Genomic DNA, 18,783 nt, shown 5'->3' with positions numbered 1-18,783 from the left:
GACCTATTAAAAATTACAAAACAGGTATATAGGGGGATTTTTATGAAAGAAGATTTAGGTCAATTGTCTTTAATGAGGCAGCTGGATATCGTTTTTAAAGAGCTGGATCATGAGCTGGCGGGTTTGTCGTCAGGCATCGTATTTGTACAAATACGCAACAATGTGATTGGAAAATTTGGGATCAGACATAATCCGATTGCAGGGAAGGGAGGTACCTTTGCAGCTGTAGAGCCGGGATTATCTGCGAAGCATCGTGAGGATTTTCGTCATATGGCCTTGGAAACGTTAAATCACAAGCGCAGCTGGACTCACGGTGAGATTGCTTTTGATTTTGCTGTAAGGCAGGGGATCATTCTGATGGATGCCACGCTGGAATCGAACTATAACATGGCGAATCTCATGATCCGTTATAACAAGCCTACATATCGAGATCGAGCGGCCAATTCGGAATAATCATCCATAAAAGAATAAAGGAAAGGCGGCCTTCCTATCGGAAGACCGCCTTTGTTATATGCTCGTCATAACGCGCATTTTGTTAAAATACAATGAACGGAATGCCCATGTGGAATAATGACGCTTATTGACCTGAACGACCTGATAATTGCTGTTCGGCCAGCTGTACTAAGCGTTTAGTGATATAGCCTCCCAGAGAACCAGCCTCACGGGATGGCATATCACCATAGTAACCGTCTGCCGGAATGGTGATGCCCAGTTCTTGCGCAGCTTCATATTTCAATTGTTGCAGTGCGTTGTTAGCTTGAGGAACGACCAGCGTATTGCTATTGCTGCGACGTCCTCTGCCTTGATTGGCCTCATACATGTGTAGTCACCTCCTTCGGCTGTGATGAGGTTAGTATGCGACAGTGTTATGAAAATATGCGCCGAAGGAAGGAAAGTATAAAAAGGAGAATTATGGTTGATGAATGTGGATCTGAGTCTTGAGGTTGATGGATTGCTGAGGCTCCAGACGAATCAATCCACCTTCTCCGACAGGATCAGATAAATTGGGAGCGTCAGGCAGCCAGGTATAAGGTTCAATGCAGAGATATTGATCGCATTCGCCTTTGGTATACAACACCCAATACTTAAAGTATTGCTCATCCGCTGTGTAGCGAATCTGATAACCGTCATCACGAGTCAATAGAGCTTTAGCCGGACCTTCCGATGCCCGCAGCAGAGTGTCCAGATTCGTTCCTTTCAGAGAGAGACCCGAAGAGAGCTGTTCCAAATCCTCCAAAGCAGTAATTTTACCCGTAGGGAGCTGTTCAGCATCCTGTTCATATACTCCGTTCACAGGCAGCTTCAGGCGCCAGCGCTCAGGTTCTCCGTCCACCATAAACCAGGTGTGATATCCCAAGCCAAAAGGTGCTGTTTTTTCCCCCAGATTCGTTACTTGCAGCGTTTGACTTAATACAGAACCCTGCAAGCGGTAAGTCATCTCCAGACGCAAAGGAGTGGGGAACTGCTCAATCCAGTGCGGATCACTTTCTGTCAAAAGCTCGGTAGTTACGCTGCAACCTTCCTCATCCTCTTCAATATCACTGCAGCGCCAGGATTGATTGCGGTGCAGGCCGTGTATATGATTGTCGTTGGCCGTGTTTCGGTCAAACTGATATGAAACACCCTCAAACTCAAATTGTCCTTTGCGGATTCGGCCGGGAGGGATCAAAATCGGCAAGCCAAAATGATAAGGCTTTTGTAAATAAAAAGCCAATTCCTCCTCGCCGGGACGCCGTACGATATCACGGTTCAGCTTCAGATCACGCACTGAAATAATATTATTCCCGAGGCGAGGGATCATCGTAACTTCCAGTTCAGGGCTATGTAAAACATACGTGTCGTAACCGTTCCAGTGTTCTTTGGTCACTTGTTTCATATTTCATGCTCCTTTGTCCACTATAATCGGTTGAAGCTTTGTGTCATTATGATAACAGATTTTTGATCGCAGGGCACAATCGTCATTTGACAATAACATTATACGGAATTATCATTAAATGTAATTTAGAAAGTAATGACATGGAAACACGATGATGAGGACAAGTAAGCTTTGCACAAGCTCTTCAGAAAGCCGGTGGTGGATGAGAATCGGTGAGCCTGTATTGCTGAATGGACCTTGGAGTGCCGTACAGAACAGGATGTGACCATCCTCAGTATGACGGCCGATTGCTCCCCGTTAACGGAGCTTTAAGATTGCAGGCAGCCATGGACATAGTCCCGACAAGTGCTAGGCTGGCGGCAATGAATAAGGGTGGTACCACGGTCTCGCGTCCCTTGAGGATGCGGGGCCTTTTTGCGTTCAAAATGAATTAAATCACAGGAGGAATGATGAACATGAAAACTGTACTTTCAGGCATTCAGCCCAGCGGACAACTTACTTTGGGCAATTACATCGGTGCAATGAAAAATTTTGTCAAATTACAAGAGGATCACCAATGTTACTTTATGGTTGTAGACCTTCATGCGATTACCGTACCGCAGGAACCGGCTCAATTGCGCGAGCAGTCTGAGGCGGTAGCGGCATTGTTTATCGCAGCAGGCATTAATCCGGAGAAATCCAACGTCTTCTTGCAATCCCATGTCCCTCAGCATGCTGAATTGGGATGGTTGATGACAACACTCACGAATATGGGCGAGCTGGAACGTATGACCCAGTTCAAGGACAAAGCGGCAGGCAAGGATTCCGTAGGAGCGGGGCTGTTCGTATATCCGTCGCTGATGGCAGCGGACATTTTGCTCTACAATGCGGATCTTGTCCCGGTAGGTGAAGACCAGAAACAGCATCTGGAGCTGACACGTGATTTGGCAGGTCGTTTTAATCACCGCTATGGAGATTATTTTACGGTTCCCGAACCTTACATTCCTGAAGTAGGGGCGAGAATTATGTCCCTGGATGATGCATCCAAAAAAATGAGCAAGAGCAACCCGAATGCTGGCAGCTATATTGCTCTGCTGGACGAACCGAAAGTCATTCGCAAAAAAATCAGCCGCGCTACTACCGATTCTGGTAGTGAGGTTAGATATGATCCGGCAGGTAAACCGGAAATTAGCAATTTGATGGGCATTTATAGCCAGTGTTCCGGTTTGTCGCTCCAAGAAGTACAGGATCGCTTTGAAGGCCAAATGTATGGAACGTTCAAAAAAGAACTGGCAGAGGCTGTTGTAGCTACACTTGAGCCGATTCAGCAGCGATACCATGACATTCGGGAATCCGGTGAGATTGGACGTATTTTAGCCCAATCCGCAGAGCGTGCGCGAGAAGCCGCTGAAGTCACGCTGACTGCGGTCAAAGAGCGCATGGGCTTTTTACCCCAACTACGCTAAAAGCACACATAGTCAGCGTAAATCAGGCAGCCAACGCAATCAGGTGCGTGATAGGATGGGCTAGGAGCGGCGTTGGCGGGCCTTGACCACGAAGCCCCAGCCGATATTGCCTACAGAAAGAAGTCCGAGTAAAATAGCAAGCCATGCGGAATAACTGATCGATATAGCGGCTGCTGTCAGCAGGACAATGGATGAAACGGCGAACCACAGGGATAAACCTTTGCTCATGGTAAAAACCTCCAGCTTCGAATGTTGAATTTCAGGAATAAGCAGGTGTAAGCGAGCCATAATAATCTTGCAAGCTTGCAATGAACCTCACTCACAAAGAACTGAAAGGAGATTCAAATATGAGCAGACGTCGTTCAAACAACCTGCAAGTACCGCAGGCCAACGCCGCTTTACAACAATTAAAATATGAGGCCGCTCAAGAACTGGGCATCACCATCCCTCAGGACGGTTACTACGGTAATGTGGTTTCCCGCGAAACAGGCTCTCTTGGGGGATACATCACGAAAAAGCTGGTCCAACAAGCAGAACAATCCTTGTCTGGCAGCAGCCGTATGCAGTAATACACATAAACACTCCATCTTGGAAGCTGTATTATGAGCAACTGTGATGAAAGAAAATCCGGAGCATTCATGCTCCGGATTTTTTGCGCGCATGGCTTATGACCATTGTGAATCACGCAAGTCCGCTTCGTCAAGAGGGCGCTTTCATCCAGGTCTTTATGAAGGTGTTTTTTTCGACAAGCAAAAACAGCAAGCTCCAAGATCACAGGAGACTTGCTGTTTGTCGTTCACAAGGTTTGCGGTTTGCTTACAAACATTTGTTAATTTGTATGCAAAGAGAGACGTTTTTGCATTTTTTCATGACTGAGCCAGCCGATATAACTCTTGATCAGCCCGAACTGCTTATCCATCGTGACGACGGCGACGAATGGATATTGTTTTCGGTGACGGTACCTTACATCCGCCCACCGCACAATGTAGCCCCATTCCAGCTCCTCCACCTCGGCAACGGCAAAGGAGGAAAAATAACGAAATGCCTGCACATCGCGATAGGATTTGGAAGCTTCTGCGGCCGGGTGTGTGGATGGGACTGCATGCTTCGTCCAAAACAAATGCTTTCCGTTTAATCCCCCAATGTCATAACTTCCATTCTGGTGTGCTTTTACCACATGCCACCGATTCCATGAAACCGTGGGAATGATATAATAGTTATCTCCCTGACGGCGCTCGTCGTCCATATCACGCACCCTATTTTTGAGACGGAAATGGCTCCAGGTGCGCCAAATGTAATACAAGCAAAGAGCGACGTACAGTGTAATAAATAAGGGAGTGGGTGGAATCAATCCGGTGATCCACAGCATAATCGCAGCAACATGGGTGCCGAAAATAAAGGGATCAAAGATGTGGATGATATTCCATGATATCCACTTGTCCGTAAAAGGCCGGAATGCCTGTGTCCCATACGTATTGAACAAATCGGTGAACACATGCAGGCAGACGGCAATCGTTACCCAGAGTGCTACATGGCCTGCGGGCACATCCCTGAAAATAAGGCAAATCAGTCCCGTTATGGACAAGATCCATATTAACCAGAAGGGAATGGAATGTGATAATCCACGGTGATTGCGAATGTAGGCTGCATTGTTCTTCAACCGAAACAGGGTATCAAAATCCGGAGCCTGTGACCCTATGACAGTAGCGATCAGAATGACTGCCGCCAACTTTGGATCTTCGGCGACGGCAGGATCGGTGTAGGCCAGCCCGGCCAACCCGATTCCCATGACAAAGTGTGTGGCTGTATCCATATCTGTCGCTCCTTTTGATTGTATCCTGTACTTATTACTACCCAAATTTACTGTAAACGATCAGCAGTGGCGATTTGCAGCCCAATTGTGAACGTTTTGTGCGTTTTCTGTCAAACTTTTTAGGGGGAGGGTATGATAAAATTTATATCGGAGTTCAACTTACTCCCGAATTCATATATCTCTAAGGGGGAGTTACTCATAATGGATAACATTAGCTATAAGGCTTCTTCGGATGCGGCTGCTTATACTGTGAAATCTAAGCCACCCGGTAAAGCGGGCACATGGAAAGATTTTATTACAGTTACCAAGCCAGGCATTCTTCGTACAAATTTGGTTGCAGCTTTTGGTGGTTTCTGGTTAGCTTCACAATGGGACGTTGACTATATAAAGTTAATTCTTACACTTTTAGGTACGGTGCTGATTATGGCCTCTTCGTGTGTTTTTAACAACTTTTTTGATCGTGAGTTGGACATGAAGATGGAACGTACACGTAATCGTTCATTGCCAACAGGGCGTTTGACCCCTACAACGGTGTTGTCATACGCTATTATTTTGGGCATCGCCGGGTTGGCTGTGCTGTTCTCCTTCTCTGGTATCCAGGCAGGGCTACTGGGCATACTTGGCATGTTCGTTTACGTCGGTATTTATACACTTTGGTTAAAAAGATCGTCTACATGGAGTACATCCATCGGCGGTATTTCAGGGGCGATGCCTCCTGTGATCGGTTATGTGGCTGCTTCCGGTCGTATTGACATGGGCGCCTGGCTCTTATTCGCATTGCTGTTCTTATGGCAACCGCCTCACTTCTGGGCACTTGCGATTCGCCGAGTTGAGGAATATCGTGCGGCAGGATTTCCATTGCTGCCAGTCGTGAAGGGCATTCATCGGACTAAGATTCAAATGATTCCTTATATTGTGTTGTTGATTCCGGTACCCATTCTTATGTACGCTTATGGGTATGCCGGTATGATTTTCATGATTGTGTCCGTGTTATTGTCTGTTCTTTGGGCATTTTATGCCTTTAAAGGTTTTACCATTAAGGAAGAAGAAACGGATTCCTGGGCTAAAAAAGTCTTTTTCTTTTCCATTAATCATCTGACACTCAGCTTCCTGCTGATGATCGTTGATACGGTTCATAAGTTCTAATATGATGGTTAGTACCATTTGTCAGGGTTACCCTATAGCTGTCCAACAGGCATGAAAGCAGCCTGCGGACAGCTATATTTGTTTTTTTGACTAAAGAACAGGTGGATATAAAATATATTCCTCCAGCCCTGCTTTTTCCAATTGAGCGATCACATATTCATCTGGAGTGCCTTCAACGCCGGCATATCCTTTGCGGGTATACATATGATGTGCATCTGCAAAAGTATCTGCAAGCACACCCCGTATTTTTTTCCCGGAGCTGTCGTTGTCCATAAATAAGTATATTTCGTCATTCTTGACATGCTTGCGGAGGGATTCCAGTTTTGTAGTGTTTAATGTACCGAAGGTACACAAAATGTTAACCTCCGGATCAAGTAATCGGCGAAGTTTACTGCGGTCATTTTTTCCTTCGACAATGACGGTAATTGCCATCTTGCCACCCCCTGCTTGATGCCTGTGCTCGAAATTCCCCGGGAAATGAATGAATATGTGTATAGTGTAGCTCCAAAGGAGGTTCTCATGCAAAAAACAATAAAACAGCCTGCCAGAAGTGGCAGGCATGGGTACAAGGACGGCATGTTAGGCAATTCAAGATATTAAATCCAGCAAGTACGGAGAATGATGACGAGAAGAATATAGAGAACAAGAATAGTGCCGGTCGAAGTTCCTAAAACATGACAAGGATGACAGTGGCTCATGGACTGCACCTCCCCTTTTTAATAATTTATTCAGTCAAATTAGTGTATGTTGGCAGGGATATCAGGTACTGTGCATTTGCCCTCGGGAGCATCATTTTGGGCTGCAAAGGTAGCCGTATCTTAAATTAGCTGGGATGATAGGGTCCGGGGGCAGATAATGGCGGTGTCGAAGATAAGCGCTTTACAGGAATAAGCAGCAAACCGAGCATTAGAATTAAGAATGCGACAAAAAAAGGAGATAGATCATCCGGCAGCTGACCCGCCAGGACAGGCCCGGCAAAGGAGCCGATGGATGTTGCAATAGATTGCAGTGCAAAGGTTTTACCTAGCCGCGTGCCTCCAAGCCGTATAAAGAGAGAGGCAAGTGCAGGGAAAATGATGCCTTTGGCTGTTCCCAAAATAAAAAGGATGATGCCGATGGTCGCTTCGGCTACGATGGCGAGTGCGTAGAAGCTTAGGGACATTAGAATAATGCCGCAAATCAGCCGCACCATCGGTGAATATTTGTTTAGAAAAAGCAGGCTCAGCGTACAGAGCGCTCCCAAGCTGATGATGGAAAAGAGCAATCCGGTAGACATCATGGACGCAGAGCCGTTATTCCGCAATGGGATCTCATAAAATAAAATACCTTGTGCACACGCCAGAACAAAAGGCAGGAACAGATAGCGCCAATTGAATGGTAAAAGTGGCTGTGACTCGGACAATGGAGCAGGTGTCGTTTGTCCGTCAGATAATTGGGCCTGTGGAGCGGGGGCTGCTTTAGGCAAGGTGAAATACGACATAAGTCCCGTGACTACGAGAATGATGCCAAGGGAGCTGAATGTCTCGCTAAAGCCGAAGCTGGCTACGATGAACGCTCCCGCCGCTGGAGACAGGACAGAGGCCAGTGTGTGGACGACGCCGTGTCCTGACATATATTTGCCCTGTGTAACTGGATGATCAGATAGCTGTGCCAGCATAGCCAGACAGGCAGGGGACAAAAAGGCCAGCACAAAACCGCTAATCGCACGCAGAAAAAGTAATTCCCACGGGGTGTGGATGTACGATTGAATGATAAGGATGATGCCTGCGGCTGTCAGGCTGAACATAATATATCGGCGGCTGCCGTGCTTGTCGACCATGGGTCCGGCCATCAAATTGCCAGGCAGGTGAGTCAGGGAGTAAATCCCCATCATCCAGCCGATAAAGGTAGGTGCCGCACCCAGGGAAATAGCGAATGGTGTCAGAATCGGATATTGTGCGTGCAGGTCAAAAAAGGCAATGAACAAAAAGAGATACAGCCAGAGGGCTGTTTTCATGTGGATGACCCCCTTTCCCTAATGTAATTTTCATACTGGTTCGTATCGGCCCTTCCTAAGTTGTACGCGGGAGTGGACGAACATAGACCATTTTGTACGGACAAGATTTGAATGAACATGCAGTGGGAAAGAGCTAAGCTGACAGGACATCATGGAATCATGTATAATTACAGAGACAATTTTGCAATTAGAATCATGCAGTTGAAAACGGGAGTGTAGCGAAATGGATAAGAACGTCTGGACAGAGTTTTTGCAACATAATTGGCAGATCGTTCAGGATAACTGGCTGTATATATTGATTGGGCTTGTTCTATTGTTTGTCATATTGAATATTGTAAAAACTCTTGTAAAATGGCTGATCGTCATTATTGTGGTTGCAGGCTTGCTAATCTACAGCGGTATTTCCTTTGAGCAGGTCGGCAAGGTAGTTACTCAGGCAAAGGATGATGCGATTAACAAGGTTCAGAGCGAGGCTTTGAACATGATGATAAAAGAGAGCCAGAACGCAAAATACACCTCTAATGGGGATGGTACATTTTCGGTAACCAGCTCCAATCTGGAAGTCAAAGGTCCGTTTGAGGGTGACAAGGTCAAGGTATGGTATCAGGGAATGTCGCTGGGCGAGTGGAGTATGAGCGATACGGTCAAGAAATATATCGAAAGTGCGAAAAGCTTGGCTGTTACACAGTCGCCGCAGTCGCCGTAAGACAGGAGGAGCACAATGAACCCATCCTGGCTGGAGTCTGTTCTTCATTGGAATGGCGTGACGGTGTTTCTGATCGCCATCGTACTGTTGTCGTTGATACAAGGGTGGAGGCGAGGAGCTTCCAGATCTGTAGGTGCGCTGTTTAGTCTCATCGTGGATGGCATACTCACTGTGGCGGGTATTTTGTGCTCGCTTGGGTTAGCCATGTGGCTTTCACCGAAGGTGCAGCAATGGCTGGCGGTTTATATGGAGCATTTGCCGCAGCGAGGACTAAGCGGAATCGAGCAATTTTATTATACGCTTGTGGCAGGTTTAGAGGGTTTTCCGCTACTGCGGTTTGCCGTATTGTTTATGCTTAGTTATGCGATCGCTCAATTCGTACTGCGTGCGATTTATGTGCTGGTAGTAGGTGGCAGGTTGGATTCTCCTGTTCGTGAGCAGCAAAAGAAATCAGGCTTTTTCAGCAGGGTGGCCGGGGCCGGGATTGGTACGGTGATCGGCGGAGCACGCGCTATCATGGTTATAGCCTTGTTGTTCATAGGTGTAAGCTTATACCCGGACAGCGGATTCAGCAGCTATGTGCAGGCTTCACCGATTTATAAGCAGGGGGCGCAATCGGTCATTGAACCGTTATCCGGTACTCTGATTAAGGATAAACTGCCCGTATTTACGCAGGCCGTTACCAAGGAATTAAACGGCATCATGCAGCGTAAATACGAAATAATCGACCGTGAAATTCCGAACGATATCAATCAAGCTGCGGCTAAGATTACACAGGGGGCTAGTGGTGACGAGCAAAAGGCCAAAGCGCTGTATGAGTGGGTAGGCACCCGCATCAGCTATGATTACGGTAAGGTAGAAGCCTATGAACAGCGTGGCGAGTGGCATGAGCAGACCCCTAGAGACACGTTTGATACACGCAAGGGCGTTTGCATCGATTATGCCCGTCTGTATGCAATGATGGCCCGATCTCAGGGGCTTCAGGTCAAGGTGGTGACCGGACTGGGATACAACGGACAGGGGGGCTATGGTTCACATGCCTGGAATGAAGTGTATTTAAGCGGGCGGGATCAGTGGGTACCGTTAGACCCGACCTGGGCACAAAGCGGGAACTGGTTTAATCCGCCTGGTTTTGCCCAGACACATATCAAGGATAAAGTGATTTAAAAGGAGTGGAGAAGGGCACATGAGAAAGATGGACAACGAGCAGGGAAAAGACAACGAGTCGTCCGACCGAAAAAGATTCAGCTTCAGGATTAACCTGTTCTTTTTCAGCTCGTTCATTATATTTACTGTCATTATCGTAAGATTGGCGATACTTCAATTTGTGGAGGGGCCCCAGCTTAAGCAGCAGGAGGCCAGTAATGTTACCAAAAATGTACCGCTCACGCCGATTCGCGGAACGATTTACGATTCAACCGGGCAGAACAGGCTGGCGTATTCTACACCTGTACAATCGCTGTACATCACACTCTCCAAAAACTACAGCGACAGCATGGAAAAATTGCGTGATAATGATAAAAAGCTGCTGCCTGAGCTGGAGAATATGACACAAAAGCTGGCAAATCGCTTTGCTGAATATGGTGATAAAAATGAGCCGAAAATGACAGCGGAGCAAATTATGGACGCTATGGACCGGAACTATCAACGATTTAGCGGCTTTACGCCCCGTCTGATCAAAACCAATCTCAGCAAAGAAGAAGTTGCCTATTTCATGCAGCATAAGAGCGAGTTTCCAGGCGTGGATGTCGTGGAGGAAACGGTACGCCATTATGATCCTGATACGGTGGCTGTCCAAACAGTTGGCTACATTAAAAGCTATAAAAGTGCGCGTGAATCGTTGTCTAAATATAAGAATATTCAAAAATCCATGTCAGCTGAAAATGACCCAGGACTTATTTATATGGATAATGAATCTGTTGGCTTTGATGGACTGGAATTTCAATATCAGGAACAGTTACGAGGGAAAAATGGCTATAAAACCGTCCCGATTGATCCGCGCAACATGCCGGAAGGTGTAGATTCTGTTACTCCCCCGCAAAAGGGAAACAACATTTATTCCACCATTAATAAAGAGATTCAGGTTAAAACGGAAAACGCCATTATGGATCAATTGAGATGGCTCCATTCACATGCTGTATCTGGCAAGACTCATCCTTATGCGAAAACAGGCTTTGCGGTAGCCATGGAAGTGGATACAGGGAATGTAGTCGCGATGGCCAGTATGCCGGACTATGATGCGAATTATTGGCAGACTGGAACAATTTCGTCAGAAAAGTATAAAGAAATTGAACATGTTTATCAAAACGGTACAATTAAGAACGTTGGCTCTGGCCAACCTGGACAGCACCCTGATTCTACTGTACTTCTCGGATCAACTATTAAACCGTTGTCTGTTCTTATTGGATTGGAAGAAGGACTGTTTACAACAAATACGTACTATCAAGATACAGGCGCGGCTTATTTCGGACGTAACAACTCATCACGGGTGCAAAACTCATCTGGTCATGTATACGGTATAATGGACCCGGCTTCTGCTATTCGCCATTCCTCCAATGCATTTATGGTCGACATGGTTGGCAAGCGCTTATATAACAAATATATTAATAACGCCTCAGAAGACCAAGGCGTTAATGTATGGGACCGTTATATGAAGGAGTTTGGATTAGGCGTTTCCACTGGAGTAGACTTGCCAGGGGAGTTTAAGGGGCTTTTAGAATATACGAAAAAAGACGAGTCAGCCCTTTCCAGACTGGCATATGCTTCCTTTGGCCAGCAAGGCAAGTATACTCCAATGCAACTTGCGCAATATGCAGCGATGATTGCAAACAAGGGCAAACGGATGGAGCCGCATCTGGTTAGCCAAATTAAAGATACCAACGGCAATGTAGTCCAGACGATTAAGCCTAAAGTGTTGAATGAAGTGAACTTCCCGGACGCTTACTGGAATGAAGTTATACGCGGGATGGCTACAGACGTCAGCGCATTTAATGGTTTCCCTTATGACTTTGCCCGCAAAACAGGTACATCGCAGCAAAGCGTAGGCGGCAAGCTGAAGGATAACGGGGTATTCATTGCCTTTGCTCCACGACAAAATCCGAAGCTGGCCGTAGCGGTTGTCATTCCTGAAGGAGGCTTCGGGGCTTGGAGCGCCGGACCTGTAGCACGCAAGATTTTTGATGCTTATGATGAAGTTTATGGATTGGACGGAGTACCTAAGAAAAAGGATACCACGGCAACCGACCCGAATGCAGGCAAACAGCCATAATCTCATACAACAATATCATTTAATAAAGCTTCTCTTAGCCATTGTGCTGAGGGAAGTTTTTTTGTTATTTTTAAATGATTTCTTACAAAATTGTAATCGCCAATTTCATCGTTATTTACATGAATTGTGGTAGGATCAGGAATATGGGACCAAAATGTGAGATCAAACAGAAAGGAGTAATGACAGCCAGTATGAACAAAAGTGGTTTGGATAAAAAATTTTCATTCAAAAAGAAAAACAATGAAGAGAACGAAGAGACACAAATAAAGCAGACGACCTTGCGAACGAACCTTGTTTTTTTCAGTGCTTTTGTGCTGTTTGCCCTTATCATTACCAGACTGGCTATACTGCAGTTTGTGCAATCCGAGGAGTTGAAGGGGCTACAGCAGTCTGTAAATACCAAAAATATCCCGTTAGTTCCGAATCGTGGGACGATTTATGACTCTACGGGTACGGTCAAGCTGGCGTATTCGACTCCGGTACAATCTCTGTATGTGACCTTGTCACAGGATTATAGCAAGCGTGCAGAGAAAGGCCGTAAGCCTGGAGAAAAGCTGCTTCCTGAACTGAATGCGTTTGCTGATAAGCTTGCTGCCAAATTAAATAAATTGGGGCATCAAGAGGGAGAAAAGCTTGATGCAGCGGAAATTAAGAAGCGTCTGGACCCGGACTATAGTCAATATAGGGGCTTTACCCCACGTCTGATCAAATCCGATCTAAGCCGGGAGGAAATCGCATATTTTCTGGAGCACAAAAAGGAATTTCCCGGCGTGGAGATCGTAGAAGAGAGTGTCCGTCATTATGACCCGGATCGGGTAGCGGTCCAAGCGATTGGATATATGTACAAGTTCAAAGGTGCCCGTGCGAACCGGCCCAAATATAAAGAGCTTTTCCAAGCCAATTCGGAGGTTCTAAGACCGGAACAGGTTTACCTGGAAAGTGAAACGGTCGGATATGATGGCCTAGAGCTGCAATACCAGGACGAGCTGAGAGGAAAAAACGGCTATAAAACGGTGGAAGTCAATCCGCGCAGCATGCCGGAAGGAGTAGAATCGATTACTCCTCCGAAAAAAGGACATCATCTCTATTCCACCATCAACAAGGAAATTCAGCAAAAAACCGAGCAAGCGATTATGGATCAGCTTCATTGGCTTCATACGCATACGGTATCCGGGAAGCTCCACCAAGATGCCACCACGGGCTTTGCTGTAGCGATGGAGGTCGAGACAGGAAATATCGTAGCGATGGCCAGTATGCCGGATTATGATCCTAATGTATGGAAAACCGGTAGTACGTCGCCTACGGTATATAACGAAATTCAGCATAAAATGGGGAACGGAACGATTAAGTCTGTACCGAGTGGAAAATCGGGTCCTCACCCGGAGTCCTCCGTGTTACTGGGTTCAACCATTAAGCCCCTCACGGTGCTGATCGGGTTGAAGGAAAACTTGCTTTCACCCGGACAAACTTATTTGGATACAGGGAGCGCGTATTATGGTAAAAACCAATCCAGCCGGGTCGGTAATTCGGGCGGACATGTGTATGGTAGTTTGACCCCGGACAAAGCCATTGAGTTCTCATCCAATACGTTTATGGTGGATATGGTGGGCAAGCCATTGTATGACAAGTACGGAAGTAATGTAGGCGTGCATCAGGGTATTGATGTTTGGGACAAGTATATGAAGGAATTCGGATTAGGCGTGCCGACTGAAGTAGATTTGCCGGGGGAATGGGCGGGCAGACTTGAGTATATGAGCAAGCAGGAAAGTGCGCTGACGCGCTTGGTGCAGGCGTCCTTCGGTCAACAAGGGAAATACACGACGATGCAGCTCGCCCAGTATACGACTGTACTGGCAACAAAGGGCAAGCGTATGCAGCCACATTTGGTCAGTAAGATTGTGGATGATCAAGGGAATATCGTGCGTGAATGGAAGCCTAAGGTGCTGAATGAGGTTGCTTTTTCCGAAACGTACTGGAATACGATCATTCGCGGCATGGCTACGGATGTTAAAGCATTTAATGGATTTCCGTATGATTATGCCCGGAAAACAGGGACTTCTGAGCAGATAGTGGGACGTGCGGTTAAAGATAACGGGGTGTTCATCGCTTTTGCACCGCGGCAAAATCCGAAGCTGGCCGTAGCAGTCATTATTCCCGAAGGGGGCTTTGGCGCGACGAGCGCAGGACCGGTGGCGCGTAAAATATTTGATGCATATGACGAGGTGTACGGGCTGGACGGTATCCCAAAAAAGCCGCAGACATCGAAGTAAGGGCTTGAATTTTTTTGTGGGCTTCTCTTTTTCATGGTAAAATGTCGTTGGACATATGGGACATACAGGAGGAAGAGAAACCATGGGAGAGAAACATTATAAATACAAACTGCTTGCGCTCGATATGGATGGAACTTTGCTGAACGACAATCATGAGATTACCCTGGATACGATTAACTGGATTAACAAGGCGATTCAGGAAGGGATTCACGTATGCTTGTCCACTGGCCGGGCGGCGATGCATGCTCTGCCCTATGGTCAGCAGCTCGGCTTGGAAACGCCAATGGTAACGGTAAACGGCAGTGAGGTATGGAAATCACCTCATGAGCTGTGGCGCCGTTATTTGCTTGATCGGGAGCTTATTCGCAAGATGCATCAGATTGCTGTAGAAACAGACTCCTGGTTTTGGGCCTACTCAACGGAGGAATTATATAACAGAGACCGTTGGCCAGATACATTAGATACACAGGAATGGCTCAAATTCGGTTATAATACGGAAAATGACGAGATTCGCCAGCAAATTTTGCTCAAGCTTCAGGATATGGGGGGACTTGAAATTTCCAACTCCTCGATGACGAATTTGGAAATTAACCCGGCTGGCATATCCAAAGCCAGTGGAATCGCTGAAGTGTGCGATCTGCTGGGAATTACCATGGAACAGGTGGTTGCAGTTGGCGACAGTCTGAATGACCTGGCTGTCATTCAAGCGGCTGGACTGGGCGTAGCGATGGGTAATGCTCAGGACACGGTAAAAGAAGCGGCTGATCTGGTCGTGGCTTCCAACAATGAAGACGGTATCGCAGAAGTGATCCGCGATTATATACTTGTTAAATAGAACACATGAGGCTGCATACAGGATGAATGGACAAGAAGGAGGAGGCCCATGGACGTTATAGGCTGGATTGTGATTGTCGCGCTGTTCATTGTTGGCATGGCTGGAGCGGTATATCCCGTATTGCCGGGGGCGCTCGCCATCTATTTTGCTTTTTTTGTATACGGTTGGTTTTTCTCGTTTGCTCCATATAATACATTGTTTTGGATTATACAAACACTGATCGTTGTTGCACTTTTTGTTGCGGACTATGCTGTTAATGCGTGGGGAGTCAAGCGATTTGGCGGCTCGCGTCTGTCGGCGACCCTCAGCACGGTCGGGATTATTATTGGTCCCTTCGTTATTCCAGCATTCGGCCTGATTTTGGGGCCATTTATCGGCGCTGTGCTGGGTGAGCTGATAGGCAAAGCCCCGCTGGAACGAGCCATCAAAGTGGGCTTTGGCTCTGTACTGGGGCTGTTTACCAGTACTGCCATGAAAGTGATTTTGCAGCTTGCTATGATTATAGTATTCTTGATTTGGGTGTTATAACGGATAGCTCGTTATTATGATTTGCAGAGACAGAATCGACATGCGGCTCCGCACCGGTGATGGCTCAGGCCATGACTGTTTTTGCGGAGCTTTTGCATGCATGTGAACAGCAAGAAAGAAGGGAACACATTTTGTCCAATAAAGAAACATTCCTTAAAGGCACGCTTATTTTAGCCGCTGCTGCCCTAGTGGCCAGAGTGCTTGGTCTGGTACAGCGTGTTCCATTGGAGCATTTGCTTGGTTCCGTGGGGAACGCCTCGTTTACCATTGCGAACAACGCTTATTTGATGCTGCTCACAGTGGCTACAGCCGGCATTCCTAGCACATTAAGCAAAATGGTGTCAGAACGCTATGCGCTGAATCGGCCTTCGGAAGCGCGACGTGTGTATCATGCAGCTTTGCTATTCGCGGCCGCGGCGGGCATTATCATCACGGTGGTGCTGTATTTTGGAGCGCCTTATTTTGCAGAGCATGTAGCAGGGGTTCCGCAGTCTGCTTTGGCTATTCAGGCTTTGGCACCAGCCTTGCTGCTGTTTCCTGCCATTGCCATGATGCGCGGGTACTTCCAGGGGCGGGGTAATATGACCGCAGGCGGTATATCACAAATTGTGGAGCAGGTTGCACGGGTGGCGACCGCTATTTTACTCGCTTTTATTATTTTGAAGCTGGGTTATGGAGACCGTGAGGTTGCGGCCGGGGCATCCTTTGGGGGAGTCATGGGAAGTATTGGCGCTCTGGCGGTCATGCTGTACTATACGGTGAAATTGCGTCGTCAGGATCGCCAGGATCGACAAGAGCAATTCCAGGAGGAAAGCTCTCCGCTGCCGATGCTGCGCATTTACAAAGACATTTTCACGCTGTCCATTCCCATTGTATTGTCATCCCTGACCGTTCCGGCGGTCAATTTTATTGATACGTCGATTGTGGTTAGATTGCTGTCCGGCCAAATTGGATTGGATATGGCTACTACCCAATTGGGTTATCTAGGGTCGCGGGCGCAAAGTGTGGCGGGAATTCCCCCGATTTTGGCCATTGCGCTCAGCCAATCGCTCATACCCATCATTTCGGCGGCTTTTGCCCGCAAGGATGAGCGCCATTTGCAAAACCAGATGACGCTGGCCCTGCGTATCTCGATTTTGACTGGAATGCCGATTGTGCTGGCTTTATGTGTAACCGCCTATTCCATTAATGGCTTGCTGTTCAGCTCGCTTGGAGGCAGCGGGATTATCGCTGTTTTGACGCTGGGAACGATATTCCAGATTACAATGATGACGTCCAACTCTATTTTGATCGGTATGGGCAAGCCGCGTATCTCCATGGTTAATGTCATGGTCGGTATCGTGGTTAAATTTGTCGCGAGTTGGCTGCTGGCTGGCTGGCTTGGAATTTACGGTATCATTGGCGCGACCGGATTATGTTTCCTCGTCATTACACTGTTGAATTTGCGTGTACTCAAAGGGATTGTTTCCTTCTCCATCATGGGCCGTCGCTGGGTAGGCTTTTTGACCGCAGTCGTCGTCTCGGGAGCAATCGGCTACGGTGTAAATGAAGCTTGCATTCTGCTGGTGCAGCTTATGCCTGCACGGGTGGCCTTCTTCATCGCATGCTGTATTGCGGGAGCAGTTGTGCTGGTATGCTATCTGGTGCTGCTGGTAGTCCTGGGCGTGCTTCGCAGGGACGAGTTGGGCAATTATCCGCGTATATTGCAAAAGGTACTGCGTCCGCTGATGCGTCTTCAGCGTGGGTCTTCGGCAGAACAAGGCTAAAAAGCCAGGTAGTTTTTTTAGCCTGCTCAGTGAAAAGGCCGCAGGCTGACATGGGCGTCGTGGGCCATGGCTGTTTTTTGGATGCCGTGGCGATGCTCGTGCCGCATCGCAAATAACAGCGGCCGTCTTGGCTCGCTCAGATGCCCGAGGGTGGAGCCGTCCTGAAACCAGTCATAGCGGGGAATCGGATCATAAGCCGTATCCGACCAGACGGCATTCAGCTCCGGGCTGTAGAGACGTTTTCCTGGCGGCAGCCATTCATGTGCTAAAAGCGTTGCGTTCTCTCGAAGAGAGCGCAGCGCTTTTTGTTCATATGAGGTGAACAGTCCAGGCCAGTAGTCGCTGCGTGAACCGGTATGCGGCACGCTGGTCACGAAGGCTGACACTTGATCCAGCACCTGCTGGTGGCCAAACAGCATGGCATAGAGGCTTTTGCCAAAGCCGATCCGTTCGCCCAGATGACCAAAACGTTCCATCACCAGTCCGGCGAGCCCGCCATTCAATCCCAGCGGAAATATAATCTGGTTGAGCTGAAGCCAATCATGCAAATAAAAGCCAGGCTTGTGCATCACAAATTTTTGAAAATACGGGTCCTTCACAACACGACCCTCAATATAGTTCTGTTCGTTAATAATGAGGGCGACGGTCAACAGAGAGCTATCCCGCCAAGCCCAGAAGCGTTCCCAAAAGGGTTTCATGAAAGGCGATACGTGAAAATAGGGCAATAAATGAAAGCAGCTCCGGCCCAAACGGCGGCTGTGCATGTACAGTTGGAGCTGCGGATACGCGTCCTGAAAAATGAGCGCGTTACAGCGCTCCAGCAGCCGATACAGCCACTCCTTTTCCTGTTCGCCGAACAGGTTGCCAATCAGGCCGCCTTTGAGATCGGTCATATTGTAACCGCCGTTGCGGGAAACGAGATGAGCCAGCAGTGCCCAATGCAATTCTGGATAGCCGCGATAGCATTCGAGGTAAGCGGTAGTCCGTGTGATATTGCTGCGATTCTGCTGTGCGGTATCGTTCTTGATCCGCTCCAGCAGCTCACAGTCTGTTTCACATAAAGGCATATTTAACGAAGAGGGCCGCGTAGCCGGTCCGTTCGTCAGCATGAGTGCTTCGGCTTCATCCATTGCA

The 18,783-nt window shown here is 47.6% G+C and carries 18 protein-coding genes, 1 pseudogene and 1 other annotated feature; of the genes and pseudogenes, 11 read left to right on the top strand and 8 right to left on the bottom strand.

Annotated features, from left to right (window positions below; translation table 11 throughout):
* The first annotated feature begins 42 nt into the window (after nucleotides 1-42).
* Nucleotides 43-453: a hypothetical protein gene (locus WG8_RS19635; RefSeq protein WP_007431990.1), complete on the top strand. Its 411-nt coding sequence runs from the start codon at nucleotides 43-45 to the stop codon at nucleotides 451-453.
* Between the two features lie 124 nt (nucleotides 454-577).
* Here the strand turns inward: WG8_RS19635 and WG8_RS19630 are convergent, their stop codons facing one another.
* Together WG8_RS19630 and WG8_RS19625 are read right to left on the bottom strand one after the other, a co-directional pair.
* A complete protein-coding gene (locus WG8_RS19630; RefSeq protein ID WP_007431989.1) occupies nucleotides 578-820 on the bottom strand; it encodes an alpha/beta-type small acid-soluble spore protein in 243 nt (80 codons plus the stop codon).
* Between the two features lie 90 nt (nucleotides 821-910).
* On the bottom strand, nucleotides 911-1,876 hold the full coding sequence (locus tag WG8_RS19625) for an aldose 1-epimerase (RefSeq protein WP_007431988.1): 966 nt from the start codon (nucleotides 1,874-1,876) through the stop codon (nucleotides 911-913).
* A 142-nt stretch (nucleotides 1,877-2,018) separates the two neighbouring features.
* Nucleotides 2,019-2,275: a binding site (T-box leader), on the top strand.
* Nucleotides 2,276-2,331: 56 nt separating this feature from the next.
* Here WG8_RS19625 and trpS point away from each other — a divergent pair.
* Nucleotides 2,332-3,321 (top strand): tryptophan--tRNA ligase, encoded by a 990-nt coding sequence (gene trpS / locus WG8_RS19620; protein WP_007431987.1) that lies wholly within the window; start codon nucleotides 2,332-2,334, stop codon nucleotides 3,319-3,321.
* Nucleotides 3,322-3,381: 60 nt separating this feature from the next.
* Here trpS and WG8_RS27485 read toward each other — a convergent pair whose 3' ends face one another.
* Nucleotides 3,382-3,549 (bottom strand): hypothetical protein, encoded by a 168-nt coding sequence (locus WG8_RS27485; protein ID WP_007431986.1) that lies wholly within the window; start codon nucleotides 3,547-3,549, stop codon nucleotides 3,382-3,384.
* A gap of 119 nt (nucleotides 3,550-3,668) precedes the next feature.
* On the opposite strand from WG8_RS27485, the gene WG8_RS19615 reads away from it, so the two are divergent.
* Entirely contained in the window at nucleotides 3,669-3,890 is a 222-nt protein-coding gene (locus WG8_RS19615; RefSeq protein ID WP_007431985.1) for an alpha/beta-type small acid-soluble spore protein, read from the top strand.
* 260 nt (nucleotides 3,891-4,150) lie between these two features.
* Here the strand turns inward: WG8_RS19615 and WG8_RS19610 are convergent, their stop codons facing one another.
* Nucleotides 4,151-5,134, bottom strand: a complete 984-nt coding sequence (locus WG8_RS19610) for a metal-dependent hydrolase (RefSeq protein WP_007431984.1) — start codon at nucleotides 5,132-5,134, stop codon at nucleotides 4,151-4,153.
* 201 nt (nucleotides 5,135-5,335) lie between these two features.
* On the opposite strand from WG8_RS19610, the gene cyoE reads away from it, so the two are divergent.
* Entirely contained in the window at nucleotides 5,336-6,280 is a 945-nt protein-coding gene (gene cyoE / locus WG8_RS19605) for a heme o synthase (protein WP_007431983.1), read from the top strand.
* A 90-nt stretch (nucleotides 6,281-6,370) separates the two neighbouring features.
* On the opposite strand, the gene WG8_RS19600 is transcribed toward cyoE, so the two are convergent.
* The 3 genes and pseudogenes from WG8_RS19600 to WG8_RS19595 form a co-directional block, all read right to left on the bottom strand.
* A complete protein-coding gene (locus tag WG8_RS19600) occupies nucleotides 6,371-6,712 on the bottom strand; it encodes a toprim domain-containing protein (protein WP_007431982.1) in 342 nt (113 codons plus the stop codon).
* Nucleotides 6,713-6,876: 164 nt separating this feature from the next.
* A pseudogene (locus tag WG8_RS29575) lies at nucleotides 6,877-6,945 on the bottom strand (YjcZ family sporulation protein); the annotation flags it as partial.
* A gap of 158 nt (nucleotides 6,946-7,103) precedes the next feature.
* Entirely contained in the window at nucleotides 7,104-8,276 is a 1,173-nt protein-coding gene (locus tag WG8_RS19595) for an MFS transporter (protein ID WP_007431981.1), read from the bottom strand.
* Nucleotides 8,277-8,499: 223 nt separating this feature from the next.
* Here WG8_RS19595 and WG8_RS19590 point away from each other — a divergent pair, with 223 nt between their 5' ends.
* The 7 genes from WG8_RS19590 (at nucleotide 8,500) to WG8_RS19560 (ending at nucleotide 17,649) form a co-directional block, all read left to right on the top strand.
* A complete protein-coding gene (locus tag WG8_RS19590) occupies nucleotides 8,500-8,982 on the top strand; it encodes a hypothetical protein (protein WP_007431980.1) in 483 nt (160 codons plus the stop codon).
* Between the two features lie 15 nt (nucleotides 8,983-8,997).
* On the top strand, nucleotides 8,998-10,149 hold the full coding sequence (locus tag WG8_RS19585) for a transglutaminase domain-containing protein (protein WP_007431979.1): 1,152 nt from the start codon (nucleotides 8,998-9,000) through the stop codon (nucleotides 10,147-10,149).
* A gap of 19 nt (nucleotides 10,150-10,168) precedes the next feature.
* Nucleotides 10,169-12,250: a peptidoglycan D,D-transpeptidase FtsI family protein gene (locus WG8_RS19580; protein WP_007431978.1), complete on the top strand. Its 2,082-nt coding sequence runs from the start codon at nucleotides 10,169-10,171 to the stop codon at nucleotides 12,248-12,250.
* 191 nt (nucleotides 12,251-12,441) lie between these two features.
* Nucleotides 12,442-14,520 carry a peptidoglycan D,D-transpeptidase FtsI family protein gene (locus WG8_RS19575; RefSeq protein ID WP_043891266.1) on the top strand — a complete coding sequence of 693 codons (2,079 nt, stop codon included), beginning with the start codon at nucleotides 12,442-12,444 and terminating at the stop codon, nucleotides 14,518-14,520.
* A gap of 82 nt (nucleotides 14,521-14,602) precedes the next feature.
* Nucleotides 14,603-15,355: a Cof-type HAD-IIB family hydrolase gene (locus tag WG8_RS19570; protein ID WP_007431976.1), complete on the top strand. Its 753-nt coding sequence runs from the start codon at nucleotides 14,603-14,605 to the stop codon at nucleotides 15,353-15,355.
* A gap of 48 nt (nucleotides 15,356-15,403) precedes the next feature.
* Nucleotides 15,404-15,883, top strand: coding sequence for a DUF456 domain-containing protein (locus WG8_RS19565; RefSeq protein ID WP_007431975.1), 480 nt, complete (start codon nucleotides 15,404-15,406; stop codon nucleotides 15,881-15,883).
* 131 nt (nucleotides 15,884-16,014) lie between these two features.
* Entirely contained in the window at nucleotides 16,015-17,649 is a 1,635-nt protein-coding gene (locus tag WG8_RS19560; protein WP_007431974.1) for a putative polysaccharide biosynthesis protein, read from the top strand.
* Between the two features lie 26 nt (nucleotides 17,650-17,675).
* On the opposite strand, the gene WG8_RS19555 is transcribed toward WG8_RS19560, so the two are convergent.
* On the bottom strand, nucleotides 17,676-18,783 hold a 1,108-nt coding region (locus WG8_RS19555), incomplete at its 5' end, for a DUF2515 family protein (protein WP_007431973.1).

Source organism: Paenibacillus sp. Aloe-11, from assembly GCF_000245715.1.
Classification (GTDB): Bacteria; Bacillota; Bacilli; order Paenibacillales; family Paenibacillaceae; genus Paenibacillus; species Paenibacillus kribbensis.
The sequence above is the reverse complement of the archived record's forward strand: the minus strand, read 5'-3'. Positions and strand labels throughout refer to the sequence as shown.

What these genes read in the sequence shown, in the direction of transcription:
- WG8_RS19585 (WP_007431979.1), top strand. Translation starts at nt 8,998, where the DNA reads ATGAACCCATCCTGGCTGGAGTCTGTTCTTCATTGGAATGGCGTGACG.
- trpS (WP_007431987.1), top strand. Translation starts at nt 2,332, where the DNA reads ATGAAAACTGTACTTTCAGGCATTCAGCCCAGCGGACAACTTACTTTG.
- WG8_RS19580 (WP_007431978.1), top strand. Translation starts at nt 10,169, where the DNA reads ATGAGAAAGATGGACAACGAGCAGGGAAAAGACAACGAGTCGTCCGAC.
- WG8_RS19610 (WP_007431984.1), bottom strand. Translation starts at nt 5,134, where the DNA reads ATGGATACAGCCACACACTTTGTCATGGGAATCGGGTTGGCCGGGCTG.
- WG8_RS19630 (WP_007431989.1), bottom strand. Translation starts at nt 820, where the DNA reads ATGTATGAGGCCAATCAAGGCAGAGGACGTCGCAGCAATAGCAATACG.
- WG8_RS19590 (WP_007431980.1), top strand. Translation starts at nt 8,500, where the DNA reads ATGGATAAGAACGTCTGGACAGAGTTTTTGCAACATAATTGGCAGATC.
- WG8_RS27485 (WP_007431986.1), bottom strand. Translation starts at nt 3,549, where the DNA reads ATGAGCAAAGGTTTATCCCTGTGGTTCGCCGTTTCATCCATTGTCCTG.
- WG8_RS19565 (WP_007431975.1), top strand. Translation starts at nt 15,404, where the DNA reads ATGGACGTTATAGGCTGGATTGTGATTGTCGCGCTGTTCATTGTTGGC.
- WG8_RS19635 (WP_007431990.1), top strand. Translation starts at nt 43, where the DNA reads ATGAAAGAAGATTTAGGTCAATTGTCTTTAATGAGGCAGCTGGATATC.
- WG8_RS19570 (WP_007431976.1), top strand. Translation starts at nt 14,603, where the DNA reads ATGGGAGAGAAACATTATAAATACAAACTGCTTGCGCTCGATATGGAT.
- WG8_RS19575 (WP_043891266.1), top strand. Translation starts at nt 12,442, where the DNA reads ATGAACAAAAGTGGTTTGGATAAAAAATTTTCATTCAAAAAGAAAAAC.
- WG8_RS19595 (WP_007431981.1), bottom strand. Translation starts at nt 8,276, where the DNA reads ATGAAAACAGCCCTCTGGCTGTATCTCTTTTTGTTCATTGCCTTTTTT.
- cyoE (WP_007431983.1), top strand. Translation starts at nt 5,336, where the DNA reads ATGGATAACATTAGCTATAAGGCTTCTTCGGATGCGGCTGCTTATACT.
- WG8_RS19600 (WP_007431982.1), bottom strand. Translation starts at nt 6,712, where the DNA reads ATGGCAATTACCGTCATTGTCGAAGGAAAAAATGACCGCAGTAAACTT.
- WG8_RS19625 (WP_007431988.1), bottom strand. Translation starts at nt 1,876, where the DNA reads ATGAAACAAGTGACCAAAGAACACTGGAACGGTTACGACACGTATGTT.
- WG8_RS19615 (WP_007431985.1), top strand. Translation starts at nt 3,669, where the DNA reads ATGAGCAGACGTCGTTCAAACAACCTGCAAGTACCGCAGGCCAACGCC.